This is a genomic window from Pseudomonas sp. B392_1p, from assembly GCF_052245235.1.
GTDB lineage: Bacteria > Pseudomonadota > Gammaproteobacteria > Pseudomonadales > Pseudomonadaceae > Serpens > Serpens gallinarum.
The window spans coordinates 141,474-166,839 of record NZ_JBQPXM010000010.1; the positions used below are offsets into that span (position 1 = coordinate 141,474).

The following is a 25,366-nucleotide window of genomic DNA, read 5'->3' on the forward strand; positions in this document are numbered from 1 at the left end:
ATGAGTGAACACACTGATATCGTCCAGGTCGAGCATCGGGGCGAGGTGGCCATCGTCACCATGAACTACCCGCAGCGGCGCAACGCATTCTCATTGCAGATGCGCCTGAGTCTGCTCGAAACCTTGCACAGACTGCTGCATGAGGATGAACGCACACGGGCCATCGTGCTGACGGGGGCTGGTGGACATTTCTGTGCGGGTGGCGATCTGTCCGAGATGACCTCGGTGTCGCCGTCCCTGCTGGAGATGCGCGAGCGTATTGCCATCGGCGTACGCCTGTTCCGTCTGCTGTTCACTGGCGACAAGCCGGTGGTGGCGGCCGTCGAAGGTAGTTGCATGGGGGCCGGGGTGTCGCTGGCCGCAGCCTGCGATCTGGCCGTCGGCAGCACGGCGGCGAAGCTGTCCTGCGCCTTCGTCAAGGTCGGCCTGCTGCCCGATACCGGCGTACTGTGGACGCTGCCGCAGAAGATCGGCGCCGGCAAGGCGCGCGAGCTGATGCTCAGCGGCGCCACCTTCGATGGCGCCGAGGCCGGTCGGCTGGGCCTGTTCAATCAGGTGGTGGCACCCGGCGAGGCGCTTGAGGCGGCCCTCGCCCGGGCCGAGCGGCTGGCCCAGTTGCCGCCGGTTTCCCTGGCGCTGCTCAAGGCTGCGCTGGTGCGTGGCAGTGACAGCATCGAAGCCGCCTGGCGACGCGAGGTGGATCTCAATCCGCTGACCCGACAGACCCAGGATCATCAGGAGGCCGTTGCGGCCTTCATGGAAAAACGCCGACCGACCTTCACCGGGAATTGAAACCATGTTTGCAAGCGACCTTCTGGCAGGAAAGAAGATTCTGATCACTGGCGGTGGCACCGGCCTGGGCAAGAGCATCGGCCGGCGCTACCTGGAACTGGGCGCCGAGCTGGTCATCGCCGGCCGCCGCAAGGACGTGCTGGATGCTACCGCCGAGGAATTTCGTGCAGCCATCGCGGGCGCACGAGTCTCCACCGTGCAGGCCGACGTGCGCGATGCCGAGTCGGTCGAAGCCATGATGGAAGAGGTCTGGAGCAGCGGGCCGCTGGACGTGCTGCTGTGCAACGCCGCGGCCAACTTCATCTCGCGTACCGAAACCCTGTCGCCGCGGGCGGTCGACGCGGTGCTGGATATCGTCCTGCACGGCAGCTTCTACTGCACCATCGCCGCCGGCAAGCGCTGGATCGCCGAGGGGCGTCCGGGCAATGTCATCAGCACCGTTTCCACGCCGACCATGACCGGCTCGGCCTTCACCGCGCCGAGCGCGGCGGCCAAGGCCGGCGTGCTGGCAATGACCCGCAGCCTGGCGGTCGAGTGGGGCCCCAAGGGCATCCGCCTCAACTGCGTCGCGCCGGGTCTGTTCCCCACTCCGGGCGCGTGGGAACAGCTCTATCCGTCGGGTTCGCAGGTCGAGCCGCAGGAGAAGGGCGTTCCGCTGCGCCGCTTCGGCGATCATCAGGAACTGGCCAACCTCTACAGCTACCTGGCCAGCGAAGGCTCCGGTTACATCACCGGTGAAATGGTGGTGATCGACGGCGGCCGCTGGATGCAGGGCGTCGGCGGGCCGACCTTCCGCGCCATGCAGGACTGGAACGAAGATCAATGGCAGGCCATGCGCGGCCAGGGGCGCAAATAAGATGGCCGGTCCGCTTTCCGGTATCAAGGTCGTCGAGCTGGCCGGCATCGGCCCCGGTCCGATGTGCGCCATGCTGCTGGCCGACCTGGGCGCCACGGTGATCCGCGTCGACCGCAAGCAGCCGGTGAAGCTGGGCATCGAGCGGCCACTGCAGTTCAACACCCTGCTGCGCAACCGCTATGCGATCGCCGTTGACCTGAAGGACCCGCAAGCGGTGGAAACCGTGTTGCAACTCGTCGAGCAGGCCGATGTGCTGGTGGAAGGTTTCCGCCCGGGCGTCACCGAGCGTCTCGGTCTTGGCCCGGATGATTGCCTGGCGCGCAACCCGCGCCTGGTCTATGGACGGATGACCGGCTGGGGGCAGACTGGCCCCCTGGCCAAGTATGCCGGGCATGATCTCAACTACCTGGCACTGACTGGAGTGCTCGATGCCATCGGCCGCAAGGATCAGCCACCGAGCATCCCGCTGAACTTGTTGGGCGACTATGCCGGTGGTTCCCTGTACCTAGCCCTCGGCATTCTCGCTGCGGTGATCGAGGCCAGGCAGTCGGGCGCCGGGCAGGTCATCGACGGTGCAATCGTGGATGGTGCCGCACATTTGGCTACGACGTTCTCGGGCATGATTGCGGCGGGCATCTGGAAAGAAGGACGCGGTACCAACATTACCGATTCCGGCTCACCCTTCTATGACTGCTTTGAGTGTGCCGATGGCAAGTTCGTCAGCGTCGGGCCACTGGAAAGCAAGTTCTACGAAGAGCTACTGCGCCTGATGGAGATTGATCCGGCCACACTCGGCCCGCAAATGGACCGCGACAGCTGGGCTGCCAACAAGCAAATCATCGGCGACCGCTTCAAAACCCGCACGCGTGACGAGTGGGTTGCCTTGCTGGAGCCGAGCGATGCCTGCGTAGCCGGGGTTCTCAGCTTCAGCGAAGCGCCACAGCATCCCCACCTGAAAGCGCGCGGCACCTATATCGAAGTCGATGGGGTAACCCAGCCTGCGCCGGCCCCGCGTTTCTCACGTAGCGTGCCGGCCAAGCCATTCGCGCCGCAGCCGATTACTCCCGAAAATACCAACAATGCCCTTGAGGCCTGGTTTAGCGCTGACAAAGTCGCCGAACTGCGCGCCCAAGGCATCGTCGACTGACAGGAACCACGTCCATGGACTTACGTTTCACGCCAGAAGAAATCGCCTTCCGTGACGAAGTGCGGGCATTTCTCAGAAGTGCAGTTCCCGCCGAGGTTCGCCGCAAGGTTGAGCTGGGGCAGCGCATCTCCAAAGAGGAGATGGTGAACTGGGTACGTATTCTCAATGCCAAGGGCTGGGCTGCCCCAGCCTGGGCGCCGGAGTGGGGTGGCCAGCCATGGACCGCCACCCAGCACTACATCTTCAAGGAAGAGTTGCACATGGCGCCGGCGCCCGAGCCGATCTCCTTCAACATGAACATGATCGGTCCGGTGCTGATCGCCTTCGGCACCCAGGAGCAGAAGGAACATTTCCTGCCGCGCGTGGCGAACATGGACTACTGGTTCTGCCAGGGTTTCTCCGAGCCGGGTTCTGGTTCCGATCTGGCTTCGCTACGCACCAGCGCCGTGCTGGAAGGTGATCATTACGTCATCAATGGCCAGAAGATCTGGACCTCGACGGCGCACCATGCTGACTGGTGCTTCATGCTGGTTCGCACCGATGCCACGGCCAAGAAACAGCAGGGCATCACCTTCATCCTCATGGATATGAAGAGCCCGGGTATTACGGTGCGGCCGATCATTACCCTTGATGGTCACCATGAAACCAACGAAATGTTCCTCGATAACGTGCGCATTCCGGTTGCCAACGTAATCGGCGAAGTGAACAAGGGTTGGGACGTTGCCAAGTTTCTGCTCGGCAGTGAACGTGGCGGTATCGCCCGCGTGGGCCTGTCCAAATTCCGCGTGCGCCGTGCCAAGCAACTGGCCCGCAATATCCTTGTGCGTGGCAAGCCCCTCGCCGACGATCCGCGTTTCCGCGAACGTGTGGCCGCTGTCGAGGTTGAGTTGAAAGCGCTGGAAATGACGCAGATGCGCGTGATTGCCGACAGCGAAAAATTCGGCCATGCCCCCGACCCGCGCAGTTCGATCCTGAAAATGAAGGGTTCCGAATTGCAGCAGGCCGCCACTGAGTTGCTGATGCATGTCGCCGGCTACAACGCGCTGGAGTTCGATGTGCAGCTGCTGACCGGTGAGCGCGCCGGGGAGGATGATGATTGGGCCGGCACGATCGCGCCGAACTACTACTGGTTCCGTCACGTCTCCATCGTCGGCGGCTCCAATGAGGTTCAGCACAATATTCTTGCCAAGACCCTGCTCGGACTCTAGGACGGACAACGCTTATGAATTTCGACCTTAACGAAGAGCAACGGATGCTCAAGGATGCGGTGGACCGTTTGGTCGCCGATCAATATGACTTCGACAGCCGCACGCGCTACAAAGCCGAGGCCGATGGCTGGAGCCGGCAGCTCTGGGCCCAATACGCCGAGCTTGGCCTGCTGGGCATGCCGTTCTCGGAAGAGGATGGCGGCTTCAATGGTGGTGCGGTGGAAACCATGATTGTCATGGAGGCCTTTGGCCGTGGCCTGCTGCTTGAGCCATACCTCGCCACCGTCGTTCTGGGTGGTGGTCTTCTGCGTCTGGCAGGCAATGCTGGGCAGCGTGCCGAACTGATCCCTCGGTTGATTTCCGGAGACCTGCTGCTGGCTCTTGCCCACAGTGAAGCGCAAGCCCGTTACGAACTTGCCGATGTGCTCACAAGCGCAGGTCGTGATGGCGATGGCTGGGTGCTTGACGGTGCCAAACGCTTCGTCCTGCATGGTGACTGCGCTGACAAGTTGCTGGTCAGCGCGCGGATTTCCGGGGGGCAATACGATGAAGACGGTATTGCGCTATTCATTGTCGATGCCAATACGCCGGGCATATCCCGTCGGGGTTACCTGACCCAGGACGGTCTGCGTGCTGCCGATTTGACCTTGAGCCAGGTGCGCGTGCCGGCAGACGCCCTGCTGGGTGAGGCTGGCAATGCCCTGCCATTGATCGCCGAAGTGGTCGATCAGGCGTTGGCAGCCTTGTGTGCCGAAGCGGTTGGCGCGATGGAAAGAACCTACGAGCTGACCGTCGAATACCTGAAGATCCGCAAGCAGTTCGGCGTCACCATCGGCTCCTTCCAGGCGATTCAGCATCGCGCCGTGGACATGCTGGTGTACCTGGAACAGGCCCGCAGCATGGCCATGTACGCCAGCATGATGACCGCAGAAAGCAATCCGATCGAGCGCCGTAAGGCCATCAGTGCCGCACGCGTGCAGATAGGCAATTCGGCCCGCTTCATTTCCCAGCAGGCGGTACAGCTTCACGGCGGCATCGGTGTCACCGAAGAATGCCAGGCTGGCCACTATATGCGCCGCCTGAGCATGCTCGAATTCATGTTCGGCGATACCGATTATCACCTTGCTCAACTTGCACATGATGGCGGCCTGATCGCTGCCGATGTCTGAAAGAATATCCGGAGAGTGCCCCAATGAAGCATGACGCAAACGATCCGTACCACGACCTGCGTGACTCCCTGCGCGACCTGTGTGCGGAGTACCCGGACGAATACTGGCGCAAGATCGACCATGAGCGCGTCTATCCCGAGGCCTTCGTCGATGCCCTGACCAAGGCCGGCTGGATGGCCGCGCTGATCCCCGAGGAGTACGGCGGCTCCGGCCTCGGCCTGACCGAAGCGTCGGTGATCATGGAGGAAATCAACCGCAACGGCGGCAACTCCGGCTTCTGCCACGGGCAGATGTACAACATGAACACCCTGCTGCGTAACGGCTCCGAAGAGCAGAAGCGCAAGTTCCTGCCGAAGATCGCCAGTGGCGAGCTGCGCCTGCAGTCCATGGCGGTCACCGAGCCGACCACCGGCACCGATACCACCAAGCTGAAGACCAACGCGGTGAAGAAGGACGGCCGCTACGTGGTCAACGGGCAGAAGGTGTGGATCTCCCGCGTGCAGCACTCGGACATGATGATCCTGCTGGCGCGCACCACGCCGCTGGCCGACGTGAAGAAGAAGTCCGAGGGGCTGTCCTGCTTCCTGGTCGACCTGCATGATGCCGTCGGCAAGGGCATGGACGTGCGTCCGATCCCCAACATGGTCAATCACGAGACCAACGAGCTGTTCTTCGACAATCTGGAAATCCCGGAAGAGAACCTGATCGGCGAAGAAGGCAAGGGCTTCAAGTACATCCTCGACGGACTGAATGCCGAGCGCACCCTGATCGCCGCCGAATGCATCGGCGACGGCTACTGGTTCGTCGACCGCGCCAGCCGCTATGCCAATGACCGGGTGGTGTTCGACCGGCCGATCGGCAAGAACCAGGGCATCCAGTTCCCCATCGCCGAGGCCTATATCGACATCCGCGCCGCCGACCTGATGCGCTACCGTGCCTGCGAGCTGTTCGATGCCCACCAGCCCTGCGGCGCCGAGGCCAACATGGCCAAGCACCTGGCCGCGACCTCGTCGTGGAAGGCCGCCAACGCCTGCCTGCAGACTCACGGCGGCTTCGGCTTCGCCTGCGAGTACGACGTCGAGCGCAAGTTCCGCGAGACGCGCCTGTATCAGGTGGCACCGATCTCCACCAACCTGATCCTGTCCTACGTGGCCGAGCATATCCTCGGTCTGCCGCGCTCCTTCTGAGGTGACGGTCGAGATGAGCTACGCAAGCATTCTCTACGAGGTGAAGGATCGCATCGCGACCATCACCATCAACCGCCCGGAGCAACTCAACAGCTGGAACGACCAGGTGGCGACCGAGGTGTACGAGGCCATGCAGGCAGCCGGTGCCGACAAGGGCGTGCGGGTGATCGTGTTCACCGGCGCCGGCAAGGCCTTCTGCGCGGGCGGCGACATCAACAGCTTCGGCGGCGATCCGCACCAGTTGATGACCAAGCTGCCGCGCCCGTTCGACATGCGCAAGCGTGCCGACTGGCAGACCCGCTGCTCGTATTATCCGGCCATTCCCAAGCCGGTGATCGCCATGCTCAACGGCGCCACCGTGGGCATCGGCCTGATCCACGCGCTGTTCTGCGACATTCGCTTTGCTGCCGAGGATGCCACCATCACCACCGCCTTCGCCCGTCGCGGCCTGACCGCCGAGTACGGCATGGCCTGGATTCTGGAGCGCCACGTCGGACAGGCCCATGCCCTCGACCTGTTGATGTCCGGGCGCAAGATCAAGGGGCTTGAGGCCGAGCGGATGGGCCTGGTCAACCGCGCCATCCCGGCGGATCGGCTGGTCGAGGAAACCTATGCCTATGCCCGCGACATGGCGCAGAACTGCTCGCCGCGATCCATGCGGGTGATGAAGCAGCAGCTCTGGGAAGTACCGTTCCAGACCTGCCACGAGGCGGTGATGAGCGCCGGCCTGGACATGCCGATCGCCAACCAGGGGCCGGACTACAAGGAAGGTATCGCCAGCTTCATGGAGAAGCGCGCGCCGCAGTTCCCCGACGACGAAATCTGAACACGATGCGGGGCAGGGGCCTGACGGCGCCACGCACCGCCAACAACGAGAGGAATCAGCAATGAGTGCAATGGTTGAAGGCAAGGTAGTAGTGGTAACTGGCGCCGGCAACGGCATTGGCCGTGCCATCGCGCTGGCGATGGCTGCCGAAGGTGCCCGTGTGGTGGTCAACGACCTGGGTTCTTCGGTGCATGGCGACGGGCAGGACGCAGGCCCGGCGCAACGCGTGGTCGACGAAATCAAGGCTGCTGGTGGCGAAGCCGTAGCCAGCACCGACAGCGTTGCAGGTTGGGATTCCGCGCACCGTATTGTGCAGACCGCCATGGACACCTTCGGTCGCATCGACTGCGTGGTGAACAACGCCGGTATTCTGCGTGACCGCATGTTCCACAAGATGGACGAGCAGGAGTGGCTGGCGGTACTCAACGTGCACCTCAACGGCTCCTTCTTCATGGCCCGCGCCGCAGCGCCGCATTTCCGTGCACAGGGCTCCGGCTCTTACATCCACATGACCTCCAATACCGGTCTGGTCGGTAATGTCGGTCAGGTCAACTATGCCGCGGCCAAGCTCGGCATAGTCGGCATGTCCAAGGCCATCGCGCTGGACATGGCCAGCTTCGGCGTGCGCTCCAACTGCATCTCCCCGGCGGCCTGGAGCCGCATGATCGGCGCCGTGCCGACCGACACCCCGGAGAAGAAGCTGCAGGCCGAGCGCATGGAGCGCATGATGCACCCGTCCAAGCAGGCGCCGCTGGCGGTGTTCCTTGCCTCGGATCAGGCCAAGGACGTGTCGGGGCAGATTTTCTACGTGCGCTCCAATGAAATCATGCTGGTCAGCCAGCCGCGTGTGGTGCGCTCGGTGCACCGCGACAATGGCTGGACGCCGCAAGCGCTGGCCGAGCATGGTATCCCGGCCCTGCGCCCCAGCTTCCTGCCGTTGCAGCAGACCCACGAGGTATACAGCTGGGATCCGGTCTGACCCGTATCCAATGGCCCCGTCGAGCCTGTCGACGGGGTGCCCTGAGAGCAGACAACGAGCGATCCCCGTATGCTGAATTACGAACGCGTCAAGAACTGGCCCATCGAAGAAGTCACCCGAACCTACACCGAGCGTGACACCATCCTTTATGCCCTGGGCCTGGGGGTCGGTGGCGATCCCATGGATCCCGTCCAGCTGCGCTTCACCTACGAGAAAGGTCTGCAGGCGGTCCCGACCCTGGCGGCCGCCATCGCCTGGCCAAAGCCCTGGATGACCAACCCCGATACCGGTGTGAATTATCTGAAACTGGTGCATGGCGAGCAGGACACCCGCTGGTTCCTGCCGATGCCGGTCAGCGGCACGGTGATCAGCCGCACCCGTGTCAATCGGATCTGCGACAAGGGCGAGGGCAAGGGCGCGATCGTCGAGTTGCTGCGCGACATCGTCGACGCCGACAGCGGCGAGCGCATCGCGCAGACGCGCCAGGTGTCCTTCCTGCGCGGCGACGGTGGCTACACCGCCGAAGGCGGCGTCAGCGACGAGCCGCCGGAGAGCCTGCCAGCCATTCCCGAGCGCGAACCCGACTTCGAATACGAACTGCTGTCGCCAGCGCAGGCGGCGCTGATCTATCGCCTGTCCGGCGACGCCAACCCGCTGCACGCCGATCCCGAAGTGGCCGCGCGCGCCGGCTTCAAGCAGCCGATCCTGCACGGCCTGGCCACCTATGGCATGGCCGCCTTCGCCGCCATCAGCCGCTGCGCGGAGGGCGATGCCTCCCGTCTCAAGCGGATCGCCGCGCGCTTCACCTCGCCGGTCTACCCTGGCGAGACGCTGCGATTCCAGTTCTGGAAGGGCGAGCAGGGCCGGGTACAACTGCGCGCCCGGGTGGACGCCCGCGACGTGGTGGTGCTGAACAACGGCCTGGTCGAGCTCGCCTGAGGAGTACCCCCGATGGATTTTCGCGAAAGCAGCGAAGACAAGGCGTTCCGTCAGGAAGTGCGCGAGTTCGTGGCGCGCAGTCTGCCGCTTGATATCCGTGACCGGGTGCTGAATTTCCAGCACGTCGGGCGCGAGGACTATGTCCGCTGGCAGCGCATCCTGCACGAACGTGGCTGGGGCGCGCCGGGCTGGCCGGTGGCCTTCGGCGGCACCGGCTGGAATGCCGCGCAACGCAATATCTTCGACGAGGAGTGTTTCGCCGCCGGCGCCCCGCGGCAGATGCCGTTTGGCCTGTCGATGGTCGCCCCGGTGTTGCAGCAGTTCGGCACGCCGGAGCAGCAACAGCGGTTCCTGCCGCGCATTCTCGACATGAGCGACTGGTGGTGCCAGGGCTATTCCGAGCCGGGCGCCGGTTCCGACCTGTCGGCCCTGCGCTGCCGCGCCGAGGTGGACGGGGACAGCTACCGGGTCACTGGCCAGAAGATCTGGACGTCCTTCGCCCAGTGGGCCAACTGGATTTTCTGTCTGGTGCGCACCAACAGCGACGGACGTCAGCAGGAAGGGATCTCCTTCCTGCTGATCGACATGAACAGCCCCGGCATCGAGGTGCGCCCGATCAAGACCCTGGACGGCGGGCACGACGTCAACGAGGTGTTCTTCGACAACGTCCGGGTGCCGCGCGAGAATCTGGTGGGCGAGGAGCACAAGGGCTGGGCCATCGCCAAGTACCTGCTCGGCCACGAGCGCACCAACATCGCCGGTCTTGGCAACTGCAAGCGCTTCATGCGCCGGCTCAAGGAGATCGCCGCCACCAGCCTCAAGCACGGGCGCCCGCTGCTCGAGGATCTGCGCTTTCGCGACAAGGTGGTGAACATCGAGATGGAGCTGATGGCCCACGAGTGGTCGTTGCTGCGCCTGATCAACCAGGAAGGCAAGAAGCAGGGCAGCGGCATCGAGGCGTCGCTGCTGAAGATTCGCGGCTCCGAGATCCAGCAGCGCCTCACTGAACTGATCATGGAGTGCGCCGGCCCCTATGCGGTGCCCTTCGTACCCGAGGCGCTGGAGTGCGACACCGGCGTCGACACGGCCAACGGCCAGTTGCTCAACGCCCTGGCGCCTCATTATCTGGATTGGCGCAAGATCTCCATCTACGGCGGGGCCAACGAAGTGCAGAAGAACATTATTGCCAAACTGACCCTTGGCCTTTGATCGGTGCGCCGCTCCGGTGGCGCCCTGGAGGTTGTTGCGATGGACTTCTCCCTCAACGACGAGCAGCAGATGCTCGCCGATCTGGTCGCTCGATTCGTCGAGCGCCAATATGATTTCGAGACACGCCGCAGGCTGGCCGAAAGCCCCCGTGGCTGGTCCGAAGAGAACTGGTCGGCTCTGGCCGAGACGGGGCTGCTGGCCCTTGGCCTGGACGAGCAGTATGGCGGCCTGGGAGCCGGGGCCGAGGAAATCCTGGTGGTGATGGAGGCGTTCGGCCGGGGGCTGGTGCTGGAGCCTTACCTGGCCTCGGCCCTGGTCGGCAGCACTTTGCTGCAGCGCGTCGCCGGCACCTCGCTCCAGGAGCGGATTCTTCCGGCCCTGGCCAGTGGCGAGCAGCGGATCAGCCTGGCGGCCCTGGAGCCGCAGGCCCGTTTCGACCTCTGGGAGGTCGCCTGCGAAGCGCGCCAGGTGGATGGCGGCTTCCGCCTCAATGGCCGCAAGAGCGTGGTGGCCCATGGCGATTCGGCCGACTGGCTGATCGTGTCCGCACGGACGGCGGGCGCGCGCGACGACCATTACGGCATCAGCCTGTTCCTGGTTGATGCCCGCGCGCCTGGCGTCAGCGTCCGCGGCTTCCCCGGCCTGGACGGGCAGCGGGTGGCGGAGGTGGAGCTGCGCAATGTCACCGTGGCCGCCGATGCGCTGCTGGGCCGTGAACATCTGGCCCTGGTGGAACTGGAGTGGGCCGCCGATCAGGCCTGCTTCGCCCTGTGCGCCGAAGCGGTGGGCTGCATGAGCCGGCTGACCGAGCTGACGGTCGAGTACCTGCAGACGCGCAAGCAGTTCGGCAAGCCCATCGGCAGCTTTCAAGCGCTGCAGCATCGGGTCGCGGAGATGCTCGGCCTGGTCGAGCAGGCTCGCTCCATTACCTGCTTTGCTGCCGCCAACCTGCACAATGAGCAGGCGGATCAACGAGTACGCGCAGTCTCGGCGGCCAAGGCCCTGATCGGGCGCTCAGCCCGCCTGATTGGCCAGCAGGCAATCCAACTGCATGGTGGCATGGGCATGACCGATGAGCTGGCGGTTGGCTGGTACTGCAAGCGCCTGACCGTGATCGACATGAGTTGGGGAGATAGCGATCACCATGTGGAGCGCTATGGCGCGCTGATGTGATCGGGTTCGGCCCGACTAGGCTCGGGCCTTTGCGCCCGAGCCATTTTCCCTTCCGTCAACAGACGTTTATCGCACCGTTGCCGGTGGTCATCCGCCATCGGCAACGGTGTTTTTGCGAGTGCTGTTGTGCGGGAAGGCGAGGGCTACTGCCCCCGTAGCAGGCGCCTGAGGGGGGCGATAGTCGAGGGCGACCAATACGAGACACCGCGCGCCCGAACACGCCAGGCGCATGATCTTGCGAACGTCTACCCCACAGTCCTGGCAGAGCGGTCGGCCAGCCCTGGCCCGTCGGCAATCAATCGCGCTTCGCGTCAGCGAAGCGATGCAAAGGTGACGGTCGGGGGAATGCAGCGGTAGGGGTTGGCATCACACGCCTGGTAGCGGGCGCGCAGCTCTGCCTCGCGAGGGTTGTCTATGGCTCGCGCCGTGACGACCGAGACAAGCGTGAACAGCGACAGTGACAATACGATCATTGTTATTTTCATATCGTTTACCTGCTTCTGAGCAGTGTTATTGGAATTAGCCGCGCCTGACGCCCTCTTCGGGATGCGTGGTCCGTTGGAGGGCAAAAGGCGCTGGCGTCGATCTTGCCATAGCCTTAACGGCATTTGAACGTCGTTTATAAATATAAATATCACCTGTTGCCCGGTTCGCCAGTCCAAGGCGACGAACGGTCATCCACCATCCGCTTGCCGTCGGCCCTCCATGCGGGCGCCCGGGGCTGAAGACTCATTGCCGGGGGCCAGCGTTGCCGATCGTTCGCCTGCGACTACCTCCATACCCTGCCAGAGGCTCTACCGGCCGCGATGAACCGCTACGACTGGCGGAGCGGAAGGGCGTCCTGCGCCATGCCCGGATGGCGGATACCTCGTCAGGCGATGGCGCGAACCTCCGGGACGGGTTTGCACCGCAGCAGACGCAGCGGATGAATTGACAAGGCATTTGAACGTAATTCATCATTGTGAATATCGTTCAAATAATTGCGAGGTTGCAATGAAGGTGCTTGTAGCTGTCAAGCGAGTGGTCGACTACAACGTCAAGGTTCGCGTCAAGGCGGACAACTCCGGCGTCGACCTCGCCAACGTCAAGATGTCGATGAACCCCTTCTGCGAAATCGCCGTGGAAGAGGCCGTACGCCTGAAGGAAAAGGGCGTCGCCAGCGAGATCGTCGTCGTCACCATCGGCCCGAACACTGCTCAGGAGCAACTGCGTACCGCACTGGCTCTGGGTGCTGATCGTTCCATCCTGGTCGAGACCAACGAAGAGCTGAACTCCCTGGCCGTGGCCAAGCTGCTGAAGGCTGTGGTCGACAAGGAGCAGCCGCAGCTGGTCATCCTCGGCAAGCAGGCCATCGACAGCGACAACAACCAGACCGGCCAGATGCTGGGCGCCCTGACTGGCTTCGCCCAGGGTACCTTCGCTTCCAAGGTCGAGCTGGCTGGTGACAAGGTCAACGTCACCCGTGAAATCGATGGCGGTCTGCAGACCGTTGCCCTGGCTCTGCCGGCAATCGTCACCACCGACCTGCGTCTGAACGAGCCGCGCTACGCGTCTCTGCCGAACATCATGAAGGCCAAGAAGAAGCCGCTCGACGTGGTGACTCCGGACGCCCTGGGCGTTTCCACCGCCTCCACCGTCAAGACCCTGAAAGTCGAAGCGCCTGCTGCCCGCAGCGCCGGTATCAAGGTCAAGTCCGTGGCTGAACTGGTCGAGAAACTGAAGAACGAGGCGAAGGTAATCTAAATGACTATCCTGGTTATCGCTGAACACACCAACGCCGCCCTGGCTGCCGCTACCCTGAACACTGTGGCTGCTGCCGCCAAGATCGGTGGCGACATTCATGTGCTGGTCGCCGGTTCCAATGCCGGTGCCGCTGCCGAAGCTGCCGCCAAAATCGCTGGCGTGAGCAAGGTACTGGTTGCCGATAACGCTGCCTTCGCCAACCAGCTGCCGGAAAACGTCGCTCCGCTGGTTGCCGAGCTGGTGCAAGGTGCCTCGCCGGCCGCCTACAGCCACATCCTGGCTGCCGCCACCAGCAATGGTAAGAACATCCTGCCGCGCGTTGCCGCCCAGCTGGATGTCGACCAGATCTCCGAGATCGTTTCCGTCGAGAGCGCCGATACCTTCAAGCGTCCGATCTATGCTGGTAATGCCATCGCTACCGTGCAGTCCTCGGCTGCCGTGAAAGTGATCACCGTGCGTGGCACCGGCTTCGACGCCGCTGCTGCCGAAGGCGGCTCCGCTGCCATCGAAGCCGTTGCCGCTGGCGGCGACGCCGGCAAGTCGTCCTTCGTCGGCGAGGAGCTGGCCAAGTCCGACCGTCCGGAGCTGACCGCTGCCAAGATCGTCGTTTCCGGCGGCCGCGGCATGCAGAACGGTGACAACTTCAAGCACCTGTACGCCCTGGCCGACAAGCTGGGTGCCGCCGTCGGTGCTTCGCGCGCCGCCGTCGACGCCGGCTTCGTGCCGAACGACATGCAGGTCGGCCAGACCGGCAAGATCGTCGCGCCGCAGCTGTACATCGCGGTCGGCATCTCCGGTGCCATCCAGCACCTGGCGGGCATGAAGGACTCCAAGGTCATCGTTGCGATCAACAAGGACGAGGAGGCGCCGATCTTCCAGGTGGCCGACTATGGCCTGGTCGCCGACCTGTTCGAGGCCGTGCCCGAGATATCCGGCAGCCTGTGACAAGATAGGGCGTCGCTGGGGCCGTCCAACTGGTGTGGCCCCTGTGGCGCTGACTGGGTGGGTCGCCGGTTGCGGCTCTGGACTACGGCAATAGGGGCGGCGCATGCGGTTATTTTCCCTGCGGGGCAAGGTTGCACTGGTAACCGGTGCCTCCCGTGGCCTGGGACGCGCCATGGCCATGGGCCTGGCGGAGGCTGGCGCGCACGTGGTACTGGCCGCCCGGGACAAGCAGCGCTTGCTGGCGGTGGCCGAGGAGATCAAGGCGCAGGGTGGTCGAGCGGACTGTCTGGCCTTCGACCTCACCAACGAAGCGGCGGTGATCTCGGCCATCCCCGAAGTCATGGGGCGCCATGGGCGGCTCGATATCCTGGTCAACAACGCCGGCATCTGCCTCTGGCAGCCGCTGCTGGAGTCGTCCCTGGAGGGCTGGCGCAAGACCTTCGACGTCAACCTGACCGCGAGCTACCTGTTGGCCCGCGAGGCGGCGCGTCCGATGTTACGCCAGGGCAAGGGCTCGATCATCAACGTGGGCTCTTATGTGGCGCGGGTGGGGCGCGAGAAGCTGCAGGCCTATGTCGCCAGCAAGCATGGCGTGGTGGGGCTGACCAAGTCGCTGGCCGCCGAGCTGGGTGCGCGCGGAGTGCGCTGCAATACGATTTGTCCCGGATATTTCCTGACAGACATGGCTGAGCCGGTCAGCACCAATGCCGCACTCCAGGAGTGCGTGCGCAGCCATATTTCCCTGGGGCGGTGGGGTAGCCCGGAAGAATTGCAGGGGGCGGCAGTTTTTCTTGCATCCGATGCCAGTAGCTATGTCAATGGGCATACGCTGATGGTCGACGGAGGTGTTTCCGAGATCCTGTGTCTGCCGGTTCCGGTTGTCTGAGTTCAGGTACCATCAGAAGAAGAGATTACAATGAAAACACTCGGTGAGTTGCTGGAACGCAATGCGTGCCTGTTCCCCAATCAGGAGGTGGTGGTCTACGAGGATCGCCGCGTTACCTATGTGCAGTTGCTGGAGCGTGCGCGCAGGCTTTCATCGGCGCTGTACACGCGAGGCATGCGCCACCAGGATCGGGTCGCGATCCTGGCGATGAACTGCAGCGAATATTTCGACGTCTACGCCGCCTGCCAGCTTACGGGCTACATCTGCGCCACGGTCAACTTCCGTCTGGCGGCGCCGGAAATCGAATTCATCCTGCAGGACAGTGCGCCGCGTGTGCTGGTGTTCGAGGAGCAGTACAGCGACGTTATCGACTCGCTACGGCCACAACTGACCTCCATTGAACACTACCTGTGCATCGGTCAGAGTTGCCCGTCCTGGGCCGAGCCGTACGAAGCGGCGCTCGCTGATGCCGATCCCGCCGGCGCGCCGATGCGCGCCGTACCCGACGATATCGTGCACCTGATCTACACCAGCGGCACCACCGGCAGGCCCAAGGGCGCCGCCCGCAGCCAGCGCGGCGACCTGGCGCTGGCACAGAACCAGTCGGCGGTCATGGATGTGCGCATCAACGGTCGGGTGCTGGTCATGATGCCGATGTTCCATGCTGGCGGTATCTCGATGATGCTGTCCGAGTTCTGGCATGCTGGCTGCGTGGTGCTGCACCGCAAGTTCGACCCGAGCGAGGTGCTGCGCACCATCGAGCGTGAGCGCATCGTCACTGTGCATATGGCGCCGACCATCGTGCAGCAGGTGCTGGAGCTGCCGGATATCGGCGAATACGACCTGTCGAGCCTGGAAACCATCCTGTATGCCGCCGCGCCGATGCCGGTGGCGGTTCTGCAGCGTGGCGTCGAGCTGCTGGGACCGATCTTCGTCAATTCCTGGGGCATGACCGAAACCAGCGGCACCGTGCTGCCCCGCCATCTGCACAAGCTCGATGGCAGCGAGGAGGAGGTGCGCCGGCTGGGCTCCATCGGCCAGTCGATGGCCTACTGCGATATCCGTATCGTGGACGAGCAGGATGAAGATTGCCCCGACGGAACGCCTGGCGAGATCTGGATCCGCTCGCCGTCCAACCTGGCCTACTACTGGAACAACAGCGTGGCCACCCTGGAGGCGCTGCGCGACGGCTGGCTGCGCACTGGCGACATGGCGTGGCGCGATAGCCAGGGCTTCCTGTTCCTGGTGGATCGCAAGAAGGACATGATTATCTCCGGTGGCGAGAACATCTATTGCCAGGAGGTCGAGCAGGCCCTGATGCACCATGCGCTGGTGAGCGATGTGGCCGTGATCGGCGTGCCCCACGAGAAGTGGGGGGAAACGGTCAAGGCGGTGGTGGTACTCAAGCCCGAGGCCGAGCTGTCCGCGGAAGAACTGATCGAGTTCTCCGGTACGCGGATCGCCCGCTACAAGCGGCCGACCAGCGTGGATTTCGTGCCCGAGCTGCCGCGCCTGCCCAGTGGGAAGGTCAACAAGGTCGTGCTCCGGCAGACATATCACGCCTAGTTTCCAGTTTTGAATCCCGCATGGCTGTTCATCCTCCCGGATAAGAGCAGTCGATGTGCGGGCGGACGATTGTCTGGTGGAAACACTATCGCGTGCTCGCGACAGCGGAGACGCCACTGCGTTGTCTAGCGATGCCTAGACAAATCCGCTCGTAGCGGCTTGACGATGCTTAACATTTTACTGGCTTCGCCAAGAGGCAGCTGTGCTCGAAAATTTTTCCCTCAGCTACAAATTGTATCTGGTGCCGATCATTGCCTTGCTCGGCCTAGTGCTGTTTGTCAGTTACACCTCGACAGAGTTGTCGGCGACTGATCGCCGTCTGGTTGCCTTGGAAACCCATAGTTATCCGATGCTGGAAAATTCAGACGCGGTGATTTTCCAGTTCTCCCGCGTGCCTGAGATGCTCAATAGCGCCGTTGCGGCCAGTGAGAAATCGACCCTCGACGAGGCTCGTGCATTACTGCAACAGATCAGGGCTGACCAGCAGGCTTTAGATGAATTGGTTGAAATGCAGCCGGAACTGCGCAACGAACTCAAGGCTTGGAGCTCCGCCGTCGATCGGTATGCGGGCAACGCACTTAATGCTTCGACTCAGCTAATTGAAGGCAAAGCATCCTTCGATGATCTGCGACCCAGCCTTGATGGCATGGCTACCGATCTGTTGCATGCCCAGCAGCTTGGAGCTGTTTTTCGAAAGCAAGCCTATGAGGACTTTCGCCAGACGTTGGCAACTACCCGCGAAGACAACGCCGGGACCACACGCCTGGGCATCATGCTCAGCCTGGCGCTGATCGTGTTGGTCACCCTGGGTGCCTGGCTTATCAAGCGTAGTATCGTGGGCAATGTGCGCGCGGTGATCGAATCGCTCCAGGCAATAGCGAGTGGCGACGGTGATCTGACTCGACGCGTCAACGTCGAAGCGCAGGACGAAATCGGCTCGATGATTCAGCTATTCAATGGCTTCCTCGACAAGCTGCACAGCACCATGCGCCAGGTAGTCGATGCTGCCAGCCCGCTGGGTCAGGTATCGCAGGAACTCTACAAGCTGACCCAGAGTTCTGAGGAGTACGCCAAGTCGCAGCAACGGCACACCGACACCATCAGTCGCGACATTCAGACCATGACCTTCAGCATTGGAGAGGTCGCACAGCGCTCCCGGCAGGCCTCGGACGAAGCCCGCAAGGCTTCGTGCCAAGCGCGCACAGCCCACGAGAATATCGGGTGTTTGTCCAGCTCGATCAGTGACCTGGGCAGCAGCGTGGTCGGGGCAGTAAAAGCGATGCAGCAGCTCGAGGAAGAAACCCAGGAAGTGGGTTCAGTGCTAACGGTGATACGCAGCATTGCCGAGCAAACGAACCTGCTTGCGCTGAATGCAGCCATCGAGGCAGCGCGCGCTGGTGAGCAGGGCCGCGGCTTTGCGGTGGTCGCAGACGAAGTGCGCAACCTCGCACAGAAGACGGCGAGTTCCACTGCCGAGATCCAGCAAATCATCCAGCGTCTGCAGAGCAGCGCCAATGCGGTACTCGACGTGATGACCGCTAACGAAGCCAAGTCGCAGGCAAGCATCGAGCGATCCATCAAGGCCACCCAATTGCTCGATGAGATCACGCTTACAGTCAGCCAGATTGATGAACTCAATGCTGGTATCGCCCAGTACACCCAAGAACAGGCGGGTCTTTCCGACTCCATCCAACAAGAAACACATGTGCTACAGCAGGACGCGCAAGCAACCGCCAATGGAGCAGAAGCCACTGCTCGCCTTGGCGAGCAGTTGGTTCACTCCGGTGACCATCTAAAGGCGGCTACAGCCCAATTCCGCGTTTAACATTGAAACTTGGAGCAGTTAATAAATGAGAAATATCACTCTTCTTGGTGTGGCCGCCTGCCTGGCCAGCACCTCTGCCTTTGCCCTGGAACAAGGTGAATATCGCCTCAACGGCTTTGGTACCGCTGCCATCAGCCATATCGGCGGCGCGAGCGATGCCAAAAGCTACGGTTATCAGGGGCGCACTACCGATTCATGGCGTGGTGACCAACTGTCGCGCCTCGGCGGGCAATTTTCCTACGGTCTGACCGGCAGCCTCTCCGCGACCGTGCAGGTCGTCGCCAAGGCAGAGCAGGACAACTGGAAACTCAATTTGGAATGGGCCTACCTCGCCTATGAGGTGAGCGATCAGTTGACCGTTCGCGCCGGCCGCCTGCGCCCGGCTGCCTATATGTTTTCCGAGACACTGGACGTTGGCTATTCGTACCCCTGGTTGCGCTTGCCGGACGAGGTGTACAGCCTGATGCCAGTGTCGAACATGGAAGGCGCGGATGTGCTGTACAGCATCCCACTATCGTTCGGCTCTGTGGATATCCAGGGGCAGATAGGGCAGGCCGTTAACCGGAACCTGTACGTCGAGTCCGCTGACACGCTACTAGATTTCGATACGAAACAAATGCGTAATGCTGCGGTTACCCTGCATACCAATGATTTTGGTTCGTTCCGCTATGGATATGCCGAGTCGGACCATGCGTATGTTGCGGGCACGCAAACTGGCAAGGGCCGTTTCAGCTCGCTTGGTCACCGCTACGACAACGGCACCATCGTTACCAATATCGAATCCGCCAGACGCCGCGGCGCAAATGCGGCCGTCGACGCGTTCTATGTGATGACTGGGTATCGCGTGGGTGACTTCCTGCCCCATGTAACCTACGCCCAGATGGATGTTAAGGACGCTGGTCGTCAATCTTCCTGGGCCTATGGCTTGAACTACAATGTTACGCCCAGCGTTACGCTGAAAGGTGAATACAAGCGTGTCGAGTCCACCAAAGGCCTTTCGGGTGTTTTCACGCCCGACTACACCGTTGCCAGCCATACGTTTGACGGCGACGTACTCAGTGTTGGCCTCGACTTCGTGTTCTAAGGAAACGACAAATGAAGCTTATTATTCGCAGCGTAACCGCCATTGCTGTGCTTGGCCTCAGCGTCTTGGCTCAGGCCGAGGTAGCTGTCATTGTTAGCGCCGGCTCAGTCGCCGCACCGTCCAAAGCGGAAGCGGCAAACATCTTTCTGGGCAAGAACAAGTCTTTCCAAGGCATTGACCAGAAAGATTGGAATCCAGTTAAGGAAAAGTTCTACTCCGAGGTCACGAGCAAGAGCGAAGCGCAGCTAAAATCTTATTGGTCTGGGCTGATATTCACTGGCAAGGGCCAACCTCTTCCAGCCGAAGCCGACGACGCAGCCGTCGTCGCCAAAGTCGCTAACAACCCATCGGCCATTGGCTATGTTGATAGCGCTGCGGTCGATGAATCGGTCAAGGTGTTGTTTACTCTACCCTGAGCATTGTAGTCGGTTGAAAAAACGAAACCGCCCACTCAGGGCGGTTTCTCTATTGGCACACTGATACTCCGCAGAAATCAACCAAAGTAGGCTCGGCTAGGCGCCTTAATCTCTGTTCCCGAGGGGTAGTGCTCGAGCATGAAGTCGACGAAGGCGTGAACCTTGCGTGACTCCCTGCGTCCTCGTGGATAGAGCATTTCAATGTCAGGGGCGAGGATTGTCCAGTCCGGTAGGATCTGACGAAGCGCTCCGTTGCGTAGATGCTCGTCCAGATAAAAGCCCATGCCTTGCATGATTCCCAGACCGTTGAGCGCCGCCTCGATCTGAATGCATCCCTGGGTGATGGAAAGGCAGCTCGACAACTGAAGGGTTTTACGCTGGCCGTGGCGCTCGAAAATCCACGGGTGCATTCGGCCAGTACGTGTGTCCCTGTAGCTGATGCAATCGTGCTCGCGAAGCTCCTCTGGAACCTGGGGCAGAGGGTGCGTTTCGAGGTAGCGGGGCGATGCCACGGTGAGCAGGGGTGTGTAGCCCAGCGGGCGGGCAATCATGCTCGAGTCGCCCAGGGGGCCGAGTCGGACGATGACGTCGTGCTGGCTCTCGACGGTGTCGGATATCTGTTCCGAGTCGGAAAAGTCGAGCTGGATATCCGGGTAGCGGCTGCGAAACTCGTGCAGCAGCGGCACGACCAGATACTGGCCCAGGATGCTCGGGATATCCACGCGCAGACGGCCTCGGGGTCGCATATGGGAGCCGGCGAGAACCGATTCGACATTGGCGATCTCTTCATGCAGGTGCTGGCAGTGCGCGTAGAAGATCGTGCCTTCGTCGGTGAGGTTGATCCGCCGCGTGGTGCGGTTGAGCAGGCGCACCCCCAGGTCGCGTTCGAGGTTGCTCAGGTGGGTGGAAACCATCGAAGGCGAAAGGCTCAATGCCGCCGCCGCCGTGCTGAGGCTGCCGTGATCGACGACGGCCATGAAGACTTCCATGCTGCGGAGCTTGTCCAAGGCCGTCTTCCTATTGATCAATCACGCCGAGATTCTACTGGACAGCTTTCGGTTTTATCCATGTTTGAAACTGGTCCTGCCGGGTGGCCGTCACGCGTCCCATCCGGCTGAGCAGCCGGAGGGGGCGACGACGCTGCCTGCAACGTTTCGGGACAATACGGCCTTACCCGATGTTGCGCTGGATGATGGAGAACTCGTCGGCCAGGGACTCAGGAATGCTGAACTGCCCGACGTCGGCGATCTGCTGGAAGTGCCTGGCCAGTTCGTCCGCCGTGACCGGCGTATCGCGCGGACCCGTCCAGCCATCGGCCACGCCGATGAAGGCCCGGGCATAACGGCCCAGGGCGGCGGAATAGATCGCATGGGTGCTGGTACAGGTTTCGCTGGCCAGGTAGACCACCAGAGGCGTGACGAACTCGGGCAGGTACGAGGTGCCGAGCTTGTCGCCGAACGATGCGTACTGGGCGGTGAAGGCCTGCAGCTGCGTGGGATCCATCGCGGCCTCCATGCGGCTGTTGGCGACCGGCAGCAGGGCATTGCAGAGCACGCCGTGTTCCTTGCCCTCCAGCGACAGCACATGCATGACGCCCAGCAGCCCGGCCTTGGCGGCGGCATAGGCCGCCTGCTGCGGATTGCCGAAGGCACCGGCGGCGGACGAGGCGAAGACGATGCGGCCGTAGCCCTGCCGCTTCATGACCTTGTAGGCCGGCTGGGTGACGTAGATGGCACCCTTGAGGTGAACGTCGATGAGCGAGTCGAGGATCTCGTCGTCGATGTCCTCGAAGGGGGCGTTGCGCAGGTGGCCGGCGTTGTTGATGACGATGTCGATCCTGCCGAAGTTGTCCAGTGCCGTCTGCACGATGCTTTCACCGCCGGCGCGGGTGCCCACGGAGTCGTAGTTCGCGGCGGCCTTGCCGCCGGCGGCGCGGATTTCCTCGACGACCTGGTCGGCCATGTTGTGGGAGCTGCCGCTGCCATCGAAGCGACCGCCCAGGTCGTTCACCACCACCGCGGCGCCTCTGGCGGCAAGTTCCAGCGCATAGGTGCGGCCCAGGCCGCCACCGGCGCCGGTGACGATGGCTACCCGGTCTTTGAAGTCGATTGCACTCATCCGTCTTTCCTCTCTTTTTGTTGTGGTTCTGCGGTTGGGGCACCGCTGGCGTTGGCCCGACTGCGCAAGCGTCAGGTCTGCGATGCCGGCAGCTTGATCAGCAGCCCGTCGAGTTCGGGGGTGACCAGGATCTGGCAGGTCAGCCGGCTGTGCTCGGTCACGTCCATCGCGCAGGTCAGCATGTCGTGCTCGTAGGGCTCGGCGGCCGGCATGTGCTCGGCCCAGTCCGCCTCGACGTAGCCGTGGCAGGTGGCGCAACTGCAGCTGCCGCCGCAATCGCCGAGGATGCCGGGCACCTGGTTGTTGAGTGCGGCCTGCATGACAGACTGGCCGACTTCGGCATGCACGTGCTGTTCGCTGCCGTCCTGTTGGACGAAGATGATCGTTGGCATTGTTTTGTCCTCGGTGTGTTCAGATGCTCGGCAGCATGTCCTTGACGGGGATGCCGTCATCGGCCAGGCGCGAGGGGGCGATGCGGATGCGTTCGCTGATCAGGCGTTTGCCCAGCATGAATTCGGCAGGGCGGTTGACGGTATCGGCGGCCAGGACGTAGCCGTCCTTCAGGTAGAAGGCGGCGAAGGAGTCGCTTTCAGGCATCCCGCGGATCACCAGGTGGTCGTAGCCCTGGGACAGGCCGACCATCTTCAGCTTCAACTGGAACTGATCCGACCAGAACCAGGGAATGGACGCATAGGCCTTGGGTTTGCCGCAGATCGACGAGGCGACGCAGCGCGCCTGTTCGAGCGCGTTGGGCACCGACTCCAGGCGCAGGCGCCGGCCGAGCAGGGGATTGGGGTGGTTGGTGCAGTCGCCGGCGGCATAGATCTTCGGGTCGCTGGTCTGGCCGAACTCATCGACCAGAATGCCGTTGTCGACCGCCAGGCCCGCTTCCTCGGCCAGTTCCACGTTGGGCACCAGGCCGATGCCGACCACCACGAGATCGGCCGGCACGCTGCTGCCATCGACACAGAGAACCGCCGAAACCGCGTCGCCCGAGGGGTCGAGCTGTACGTCGCTGACCTGCGCATCGGTGCGGATATCGACACCGGCTTGACGGTGTCGCGACTCGTAGAAGGCCGACAACTCGGGGGCGGTCACCCTGGCCAATACACGGGGCAGGGCCTCGAGCACGGTGACGTGCAGGCCATGCTTGACGGCCACCGCGGCCACTTCCAGGCCGACGTAGCCGCCGCCGATGATGACCAGGCGCATGCTCGGCTCGAACTGCCGGCGAATGCGATCGACATCCTGCAGGGTTCGCAGGTAATGGAAGTTGCCGGCGCTCTCGGCCTGTTGAATGTGCGGAACGGGCAACTGCCGAGGCCGCCCGCCGGTGGTCAGGATCAGGCGGTCGTAGTGGGCCGTTGCGCCATCGGCCAAGTGAACCGTGGAGGCTTCCCGGTCGATCCTGCTGACCCTGACGCCCGTGATGAGCTCCACGTTGGCCTGCTCGTAGGTGGCGCGAGGCTTGATCAGCAGCCCCTCCGTGGTCGTGGCGCCGGACAGGTAGGCTTTCGACAGCGGCGGACGGTGGTAGGGCGGGTGCGGCTCGTCGCCAATCAGCAGGATTCGGCCTTGCCAGCCATGGTCGCGCAGGTTGGTTGCCAGCTCGGCGGCGGCATGGCCCGCGCCGACGATGATGGCAGTTGGCGAAGCGGTTCCGGTCATATCGACACCCTTATTCGACGGCGTTGCCCAAGAGGGCGGCTGTAATGTTGAACGATGTTTACGAATTCTCGTATGGGCCGATTATGCCGCTTAAAGCACGGTCTATTTTTCAGTTTTATTGAATGATGTTTTTAATTTGTTTGGGTTTATTCAAGGGCGGCGCTTGCATAGATTGAGCGAGGACGAAACACGAGGTCTGGGGACGTTCAGGCGTTCGAGGAACCCGGCACGACCGGCCATTGAGTGGCCACAGTGCAGCGGATGCGCTGCCGGAGAGGGGTAAGGCGGGTCGCGTCGATCCAGCCGGGAAGGCAGCAGTCAGCCCAGCCGTGGCCTCGTCGAACGTGTTCTGCAAAGTCGGAGAATTACAATGACAAGCGCCGTGAAGAGCATCGAGGATTTTGATGATCCTTCGTTCAACCCCTTTCTGGAGGATGCGCTGGTATTCGGCGAACACCTGGATCCCTACCCGAAGATAGCCGAGCTGAGGCGCCAGGCTTCGGTTCAGCCGGGTGAGTACCGGGTGCTGATGGGGCTCTACCCGGACATCACCTGTCCCGACGGGGCCTCCCACTACTGCGTCTTCGGCTACGACGAAGTGGCGCAGGTGCTGGGCGATCCGAAGACCTTCAGCAATCACTCCTATACCTACAACCTGGGCATCAGCTTCGGGCGCAGCATCTCGACCATGGATGCGCCCGAGCACCCGCGCTTTCGCAGAATCTTCCAGAAGGCCTTCCTGCCGCAGACGGTCGCGGCCTGGGGCGACGATCTCGTCGACCCGGTGGTGCACGACCTGATGGCCAAGTTCGTCGATCGCGGCGAGGCCGACCTGGTGCAGGAGTTCACCCTGCATTACCCCTTCCACATCATCTATCGGCAGTTGGCGCTGCCGCCGGAGGATGTCGCCACCTTTCACAAGCTGGCCATCGCGCAGACCGTGGTCGCCGTGGATCTCGCCCATGGCACCGAGGCCTCGCGCAAGCTGGGTATCTACTTCCAGCAACTGGTCGCCGAGCGTCGGCGCAACCCGGGCGACGACCTGATCAGCGCCCTGGCCCATGCCGAGGTCGATGGCGAGTACCTGCCCGAGGAGGTGCTGATTTCCTTCCTGCGCCAGTTGGTCAACGCGGCGGGGGACACCACCTACCGTGCCACCAGCGTGCTGCTGACCGCCTTGCTGCGCCATCCGGAGCAACTGGAGGCGATCCGCCAGGATCGCTCCCTGATTCCCCAGGCCATCGAAGAGGCTGTCCGCTGGGATGGGCCGGTGCTGATGCAGTCCCGTTTCGCCAGCAAGGCGACCACGCTGGGCGGGGTGGAGATCCCGGAGGGCACCTTCATCGATGTCGTCGCCGGCTCCGCCAATCGCGACGAGACCAAGTTCCCCGACCCGGATCGTTTCGACATCTTCCGCAAGCCGCAGCACCGGCATTTCGCCTTCGCCTTCGGCCCCCATGTCTGTATCGGCCAGCACCTGGCACGCGTGGAGATGACCCGGGCGCTCACCGCCATTCTCGACAAGCTGCCGAACCTGCGTCTGGATCCGGACAAGCCGGCGCCGGAGATCCGCGGAACGATGATGCGGGTGCCGCATTCGATCCACGTGAAGTTCGGCTGAACAGCGTCC

24 protein-coding genes are annotated in these 25,366 nt (G+C 62.7%); 19 read left to right on the forward strand and 5 right to left on the reverse strand.

Going from position 1 to position 25,366, the window contains the following annotated elements; genetic code table 11:
- The 11 genes from ACTV8E_RS15040 (at position 1) to ACTV8E_RS15090 (ending at position 11,485) form a co-directional block, all read left to right on the forward strand.
- Complete coding sequence (locus ACTV8E_RS15040) at positions 1-792, forward strand: enoyl-CoA hydratase/isomerase family protein (RefSeq protein ID WP_443200004.1); 792 nt, start codon at positions 1-3, stop codon at positions 790-792.
- A gap of 4 nt (positions 793-796) precedes the next feature.
- Positions 797-1,648 (forward strand): SDR family oxidoreductase, encoded by an 852-nt coding sequence (locus ACTV8E_RS15045; protein ID WP_443200005.1) that lies wholly within the window; start codon positions 797-799, stop codon positions 1,646-1,648.
- A 1-nt stretch (position 1,649) separates the two neighbouring features.
- Positions 1,650-2,795 carry a CaiB/BaiF CoA transferase family protein gene (locus ACTV8E_RS15050; RefSeq protein WP_443200006.1) on the forward strand — a complete coding sequence of 382 codons (1,146 nt, stop codon included), beginning with the start codon at positions 1,650-1,652 and terminating at the stop codon, positions 2,793-2,795.
- Between the two features lie 14 nt (positions 2,796-2,809).
- A complete protein-coding gene (locus tag ACTV8E_RS15055) occupies positions 2,810-4,003 on the forward strand; it encodes an acyl-CoA dehydrogenase family protein (protein ID WP_443200007.1) in 1,194 nt (397 codons plus the stop codon).
- Between the two features lie 14 nt (positions 4,004-4,017).
- A complete protein-coding gene (locus tag ACTV8E_RS15060; RefSeq protein WP_443200008.1) occupies positions 4,018-5,172 on the forward strand; it encodes an acyl-CoA dehydrogenase family protein in 1,155 nt (384 codons plus the stop codon).
- A 23-nt stretch (positions 5,173-5,195) separates the two neighbouring features.
- Positions 5,196-6,359 (forward strand): acyl-CoA dehydrogenase family protein, encoded by a 1,164-nt coding sequence (locus tag ACTV8E_RS15065; RefSeq protein WP_443200009.1) that lies wholly within the window; start codon positions 5,196-5,198, stop codon positions 6,357-6,359.
- Positions 6,360-6,372: 13 nt separating this feature from the next.
- Positions 6,373-7,185, forward strand: a complete 813-nt coding sequence (locus ACTV8E_RS15070) for an enoyl-CoA hydratase (RefSeq protein ID WP_443200010.1) — start codon at positions 6,373-6,375, stop codon at positions 7,183-7,185.
- 61 nt (positions 7,186-7,246) lie between these two features.
- On the forward strand, positions 7,247-8,164 hold the full coding sequence (locus ACTV8E_RS15075; RefSeq protein ID WP_443200011.1) for an SDR family NAD(P)-dependent oxidoreductase: 918 nt from the start codon (positions 7,247-7,249) through the stop codon (positions 8,162-8,164).
- A 69-nt stretch (positions 8,165-8,233) separates the two neighbouring features.
- The gene (locus ACTV8E_RS15080; protein ID WP_443200012.1) at positions 8,234-9,103 is read left to right on the forward strand and encodes a MaoC/PaaZ C-terminal domain-containing protein; all 870 of its coding nucleotides are present in this window, start codon (positions 8,234-8,236) and stop codon (positions 9,101-9,103) included.
- A gap of 12 nt (positions 9,104-9,115) precedes the next feature.
- The gene (locus tag ACTV8E_RS15085) at positions 9,116-10,312 is read left to right on the forward strand and encodes an acyl-CoA dehydrogenase family protein (RefSeq protein ID WP_443200013.1); all 1,197 of its coding nucleotides are present in this window, start codon (positions 9,116-9,118) and stop codon (positions 10,310-10,312) included.
- Positions 10,313-10,351: 39 nt separating this feature from the next.
- Positions 10,352-11,485: an acyl-CoA dehydrogenase family protein gene (locus ACTV8E_RS15090; protein WP_443200014.1), complete on the forward strand. Its 1,134-nt coding sequence runs from the start codon at positions 10,352-10,354 to the stop codon at positions 11,483-11,485.
- 311 nt (positions 11,486-11,796) lie between these two features.
- Here ACTV8E_RS15090 and ACTV8E_RS15095 read toward each other — a convergent pair whose 3' ends face one another.
- Positions 11,797-11,958, reverse strand: coding sequence for a hypothetical protein (locus tag ACTV8E_RS15095; protein WP_443200015.1), 162 nt, complete (start codon positions 11,956-11,958; stop codon positions 11,797-11,799).
- 520 nt (positions 11,959-12,478) lie between these two features.
- Here ACTV8E_RS15095 and ACTV8E_RS15100 point away from each other — a divergent pair.
- The 7 genes from ACTV8E_RS15100 to ACTV8E_RS15130 all read left to right on the forward strand — a co-directional run bounded on the left by ACTV8E_RS15100 (position 12,479) and on the right by ACTV8E_RS15130 (position 19,950).
- Positions 12,479-13,228 carry an electron transfer flavoprotein subunit beta/FixA family protein gene (locus tag ACTV8E_RS15100; RefSeq protein WP_043310197.1) on the forward strand — a complete coding sequence of 250 codons (750 nt, stop codon included), beginning with the start codon at positions 12,479-12,481 and terminating at the stop codon, positions 13,226-13,228.
- Complete coding sequence (locus ACTV8E_RS15105) at positions 13,229-14,173, forward strand: electron transfer flavoprotein subunit alpha/FixB family protein (protein ID WP_443200016.1); 945 nt, start codon at positions 13,229-13,231, stop codon at positions 14,171-14,173.
- Between the two features lie 103 nt (positions 14,174-14,276).
- The gene (locus ACTV8E_RS15110; protein WP_443200017.1) at positions 14,277-15,059 is read left to right on the forward strand and encodes an SDR family NAD(P)-dependent oxidoreductase; all 783 of its coding nucleotides are present in this window, start codon (positions 14,277-14,279) and stop codon (positions 15,057-15,059) included.
- A gap of 30 nt (positions 15,060-15,089) precedes the next feature.
- Positions 15,090-16,625, forward strand: coding sequence for a long-chain-fatty-acid--CoA ligase (locus ACTV8E_RS15115; protein WP_443200018.1), 1,536 nt, complete (start codon positions 15,090-15,092; stop codon positions 16,623-16,625).
- Between the two features lie 202 nt (positions 16,626-16,827).
- Complete coding sequence (locus ACTV8E_RS15120) at positions 16,828-18,450, forward strand: methyl-accepting chemotaxis protein (RefSeq protein ID WP_443200019.1); 1,623 nt, start codon at positions 16,828-16,830, stop codon at positions 18,448-18,450.
- Between the two features lie 25 nt (positions 18,451-18,475).
- Positions 18,476-19,534: a porin gene (locus ACTV8E_RS15125; RefSeq protein ID WP_443200020.1), complete on the forward strand. Its 1,059-nt coding sequence runs from the start codon at positions 18,476-18,478 to the stop codon at positions 19,532-19,534.
- An 11-nt stretch (positions 19,535-19,545) separates the two neighbouring features.
- Positions 19,546-19,950 carry a phosphate ABC transporter substrate-binding protein gene (locus ACTV8E_RS15130; protein ID WP_443200021.1) on the forward strand — a complete coding sequence of 135 codons (405 nt, stop codon included), beginning with the start codon at positions 19,546-19,548 and terminating at the stop codon, positions 19,948-19,950.
- Positions 19,951-20,027: 77 nt separating this feature from the next.
- On the opposite strand, the gene ACTV8E_RS15135 is transcribed toward ACTV8E_RS15130, so the two are convergent.
- From ACTV8E_RS15135 to ACTV8E_RS15150, 4 genes are all read right to left on the reverse strand, one after another.
- On the reverse strand, positions 20,028-20,957 hold the full coding sequence (locus ACTV8E_RS15135) for a LysR substrate-binding domain-containing protein (RefSeq protein ID WP_443200022.1): 930 nt from the start codon (positions 20,955-20,957) through the stop codon (positions 20,028-20,030).
- Positions 20,958-21,120: 163 nt separating this feature from the next.
- Positions 21,121-22,068: an SDR family NAD(P)-dependent oxidoreductase gene (locus ACTV8E_RS15140; RefSeq protein WP_443200023.1), complete on the reverse strand. Its 948-nt coding sequence runs from the start codon at positions 22,066-22,068 to the stop codon at positions 21,121-21,123.
- Between the two features lie 71 nt (positions 22,069-22,139).
- Positions 22,140-22,460, reverse strand: a complete 321-nt coding sequence (locus ACTV8E_RS15145; RefSeq protein WP_443200024.1) for a 2Fe-2S iron-sulfur cluster-binding protein — start codon at positions 22,458-22,460, stop codon at positions 22,140-22,142.
- 19 nt (positions 22,461-22,479) lie between these two features.
- Entirely contained in the window at positions 22,480-23,736 is a 1,257-nt protein-coding gene (locus ACTV8E_RS15150) for an NAD(P)/FAD-dependent oxidoreductase (RefSeq protein WP_443200025.1), read from the reverse strand.
- A 370-nt stretch (positions 23,737-24,106) separates the two neighbouring features.
- Between ACTV8E_RS15150 and ACTV8E_RS15155 the strand changes: the two genes are divergently transcribed.
- Positions 24,107-25,357: a cytochrome P450 gene (locus tag ACTV8E_RS15155; RefSeq protein ID WP_443200026.1), complete on the forward strand. Its 1,251-nt coding sequence runs from the start codon at positions 24,107-24,109 to the stop codon at positions 25,355-25,357.
- The last annotated feature ends 9 nt before the right edge of the window (positions 25,358-25,366 follow it).

Excerpts from the sequence above, each read along its gene's own strand:
- ACTV8E_RS15155 (WP_443200026.1), top strand. The coding sequence starts at position 24,107 with ATGACAAGCGCCGTGAAGAGCATCGAGGATTTTGATGATCCTTCGTTC.
- ACTV8E_RS15070 (WP_443200010.1), top strand. The coding sequence starts at position 6,373 with ATGAGCTACGCAAGCATTCTCTACGAGGTGAAGGATCGCATCGCGACC.
- ACTV8E_RS15140 (WP_443200023.1), bottom strand. The coding sequence starts at position 22,068 with ATGAGTGCAATCGACTTCAAAGACCGGGTAGCCATCGTCACCGGCGCC.
- ACTV8E_RS15100 (WP_043310197.1), top strand. The coding sequence starts at position 12,479 with ATGAAGGTGCTTGTAGCTGTCAAGCGAGTGGTCGACTACAACGTCAAG.
- ACTV8E_RS15115 (WP_443200018.1), top strand. The coding sequence starts at position 15,090 with ATGAAAACACTCGGTGAGTTGCTGGAACGCAATGCGTGCCTGTTCCCC.
- ACTV8E_RS15050 (WP_443200006.1), top strand. The coding sequence starts at position 1,650 with ATGGCCGGTCCGCTTTCCGGTATCAAGGTCGTCGAGCTGGCCGGCATC.
- ACTV8E_RS15105 (WP_443200016.1), top strand. The coding sequence starts at position 13,229 with ATGACTATCCTGGTTATCGCTGAACACACCAACGCCGCCCTGGCTGCC.
- ACTV8E_RS15150 (WP_443200025.1), bottom strand. The coding sequence starts at position 23,736 with ATGACCGGAACCGCTTCGCCAACTGCCATCATCGTCGGCGCGGGCCAT.
- ACTV8E_RS15080 (WP_443200012.1), top strand. The coding sequence starts at position 8,234 with ATGCTGAATTACGAACGCGTCAAGAACTGGCCCATCGAAGAAGTCACC.
- ACTV8E_RS15145 (WP_443200024.1), bottom strand. The coding sequence starts at position 22,460 with ATGCCAACGATCATCTTCGTCCAACAGGACGGCAGCGAACAGCACGTG.
- ACTV8E_RS15075 (WP_443200011.1), top strand. The coding sequence starts at position 7,247 with ATGAGTGCAATGGTTGAAGGCAAGGTAGTAGTGGTAACTGGCGCCGGC.
- ACTV8E_RS15090 (WP_443200014.1), top strand. The coding sequence starts at position 10,352 with ATGGACTTCTCCCTCAACGACGAGCAGCAGATGCTCGCCGATCTGGTC.
- ACTV8E_RS15125 (WP_443200020.1), top strand. The coding sequence starts at position 18,476 with ATGAGAAATATCACTCTTCTTGGTGTGGCCGCCTGCCTGGCCAGCACC.
- ACTV8E_RS15095 (WP_443200015.1), bottom strand. The coding sequence starts at position 11,958 with ATGATCGTATTGTCACTGTCGCTGTTCACGCTTGTCTCGGTCGTCACG.
- ACTV8E_RS15045 (WP_443200005.1), top strand. The coding sequence starts at position 797 with ATGTTTGCAAGCGACCTTCTGGCAGGAAAGAAGATTCTGATCACTGGC.
- ACTV8E_RS15060 (WP_443200008.1), top strand. The coding sequence starts at position 4,018 with ATGAATTTCGACCTTAACGAAGAGCAACGGATGCTCAAGGATGCGGTG.
- ACTV8E_RS15040 (WP_443200004.1), top strand. The coding sequence starts at position 1 with ATGAGTGAACACACTGATATCGTCCAGGTCGAGCATCGGGGCGAGGTG.
- ACTV8E_RS15110 (WP_443200017.1), top strand. The coding sequence starts at position 14,277 with ATGCGGTTATTTTCCCTGCGGGGCAAGGTTGCACTGGTAACCGGTGCC.
- ACTV8E_RS15130 (WP_443200021.1), top strand. The coding sequence starts at position 19,546 with ATGAAGCTTATTATTCGCAGCGTAACCGCCATTGCTGTGCTTGGCCTC.
- ACTV8E_RS15055 (WP_443200007.1), top strand. The coding sequence starts at position 2,810 with ATGGACTTACGTTTCACGCCAGAAGAAATCGCCTTCCGTGACGAAGTG.
- ACTV8E_RS15065 (WP_443200009.1), top strand. The coding sequence starts at position 5,196 with ATGAAGCATGACGCAAACGATCCGTACCACGACCTGCGTGACTCCCTG.
- ACTV8E_RS15085 (WP_443200013.1), top strand. The coding sequence starts at position 9,116 with ATGGATTTTCGCGAAAGCAGCGAAGACAAGGCGTTCCGTCAGGAAGTG.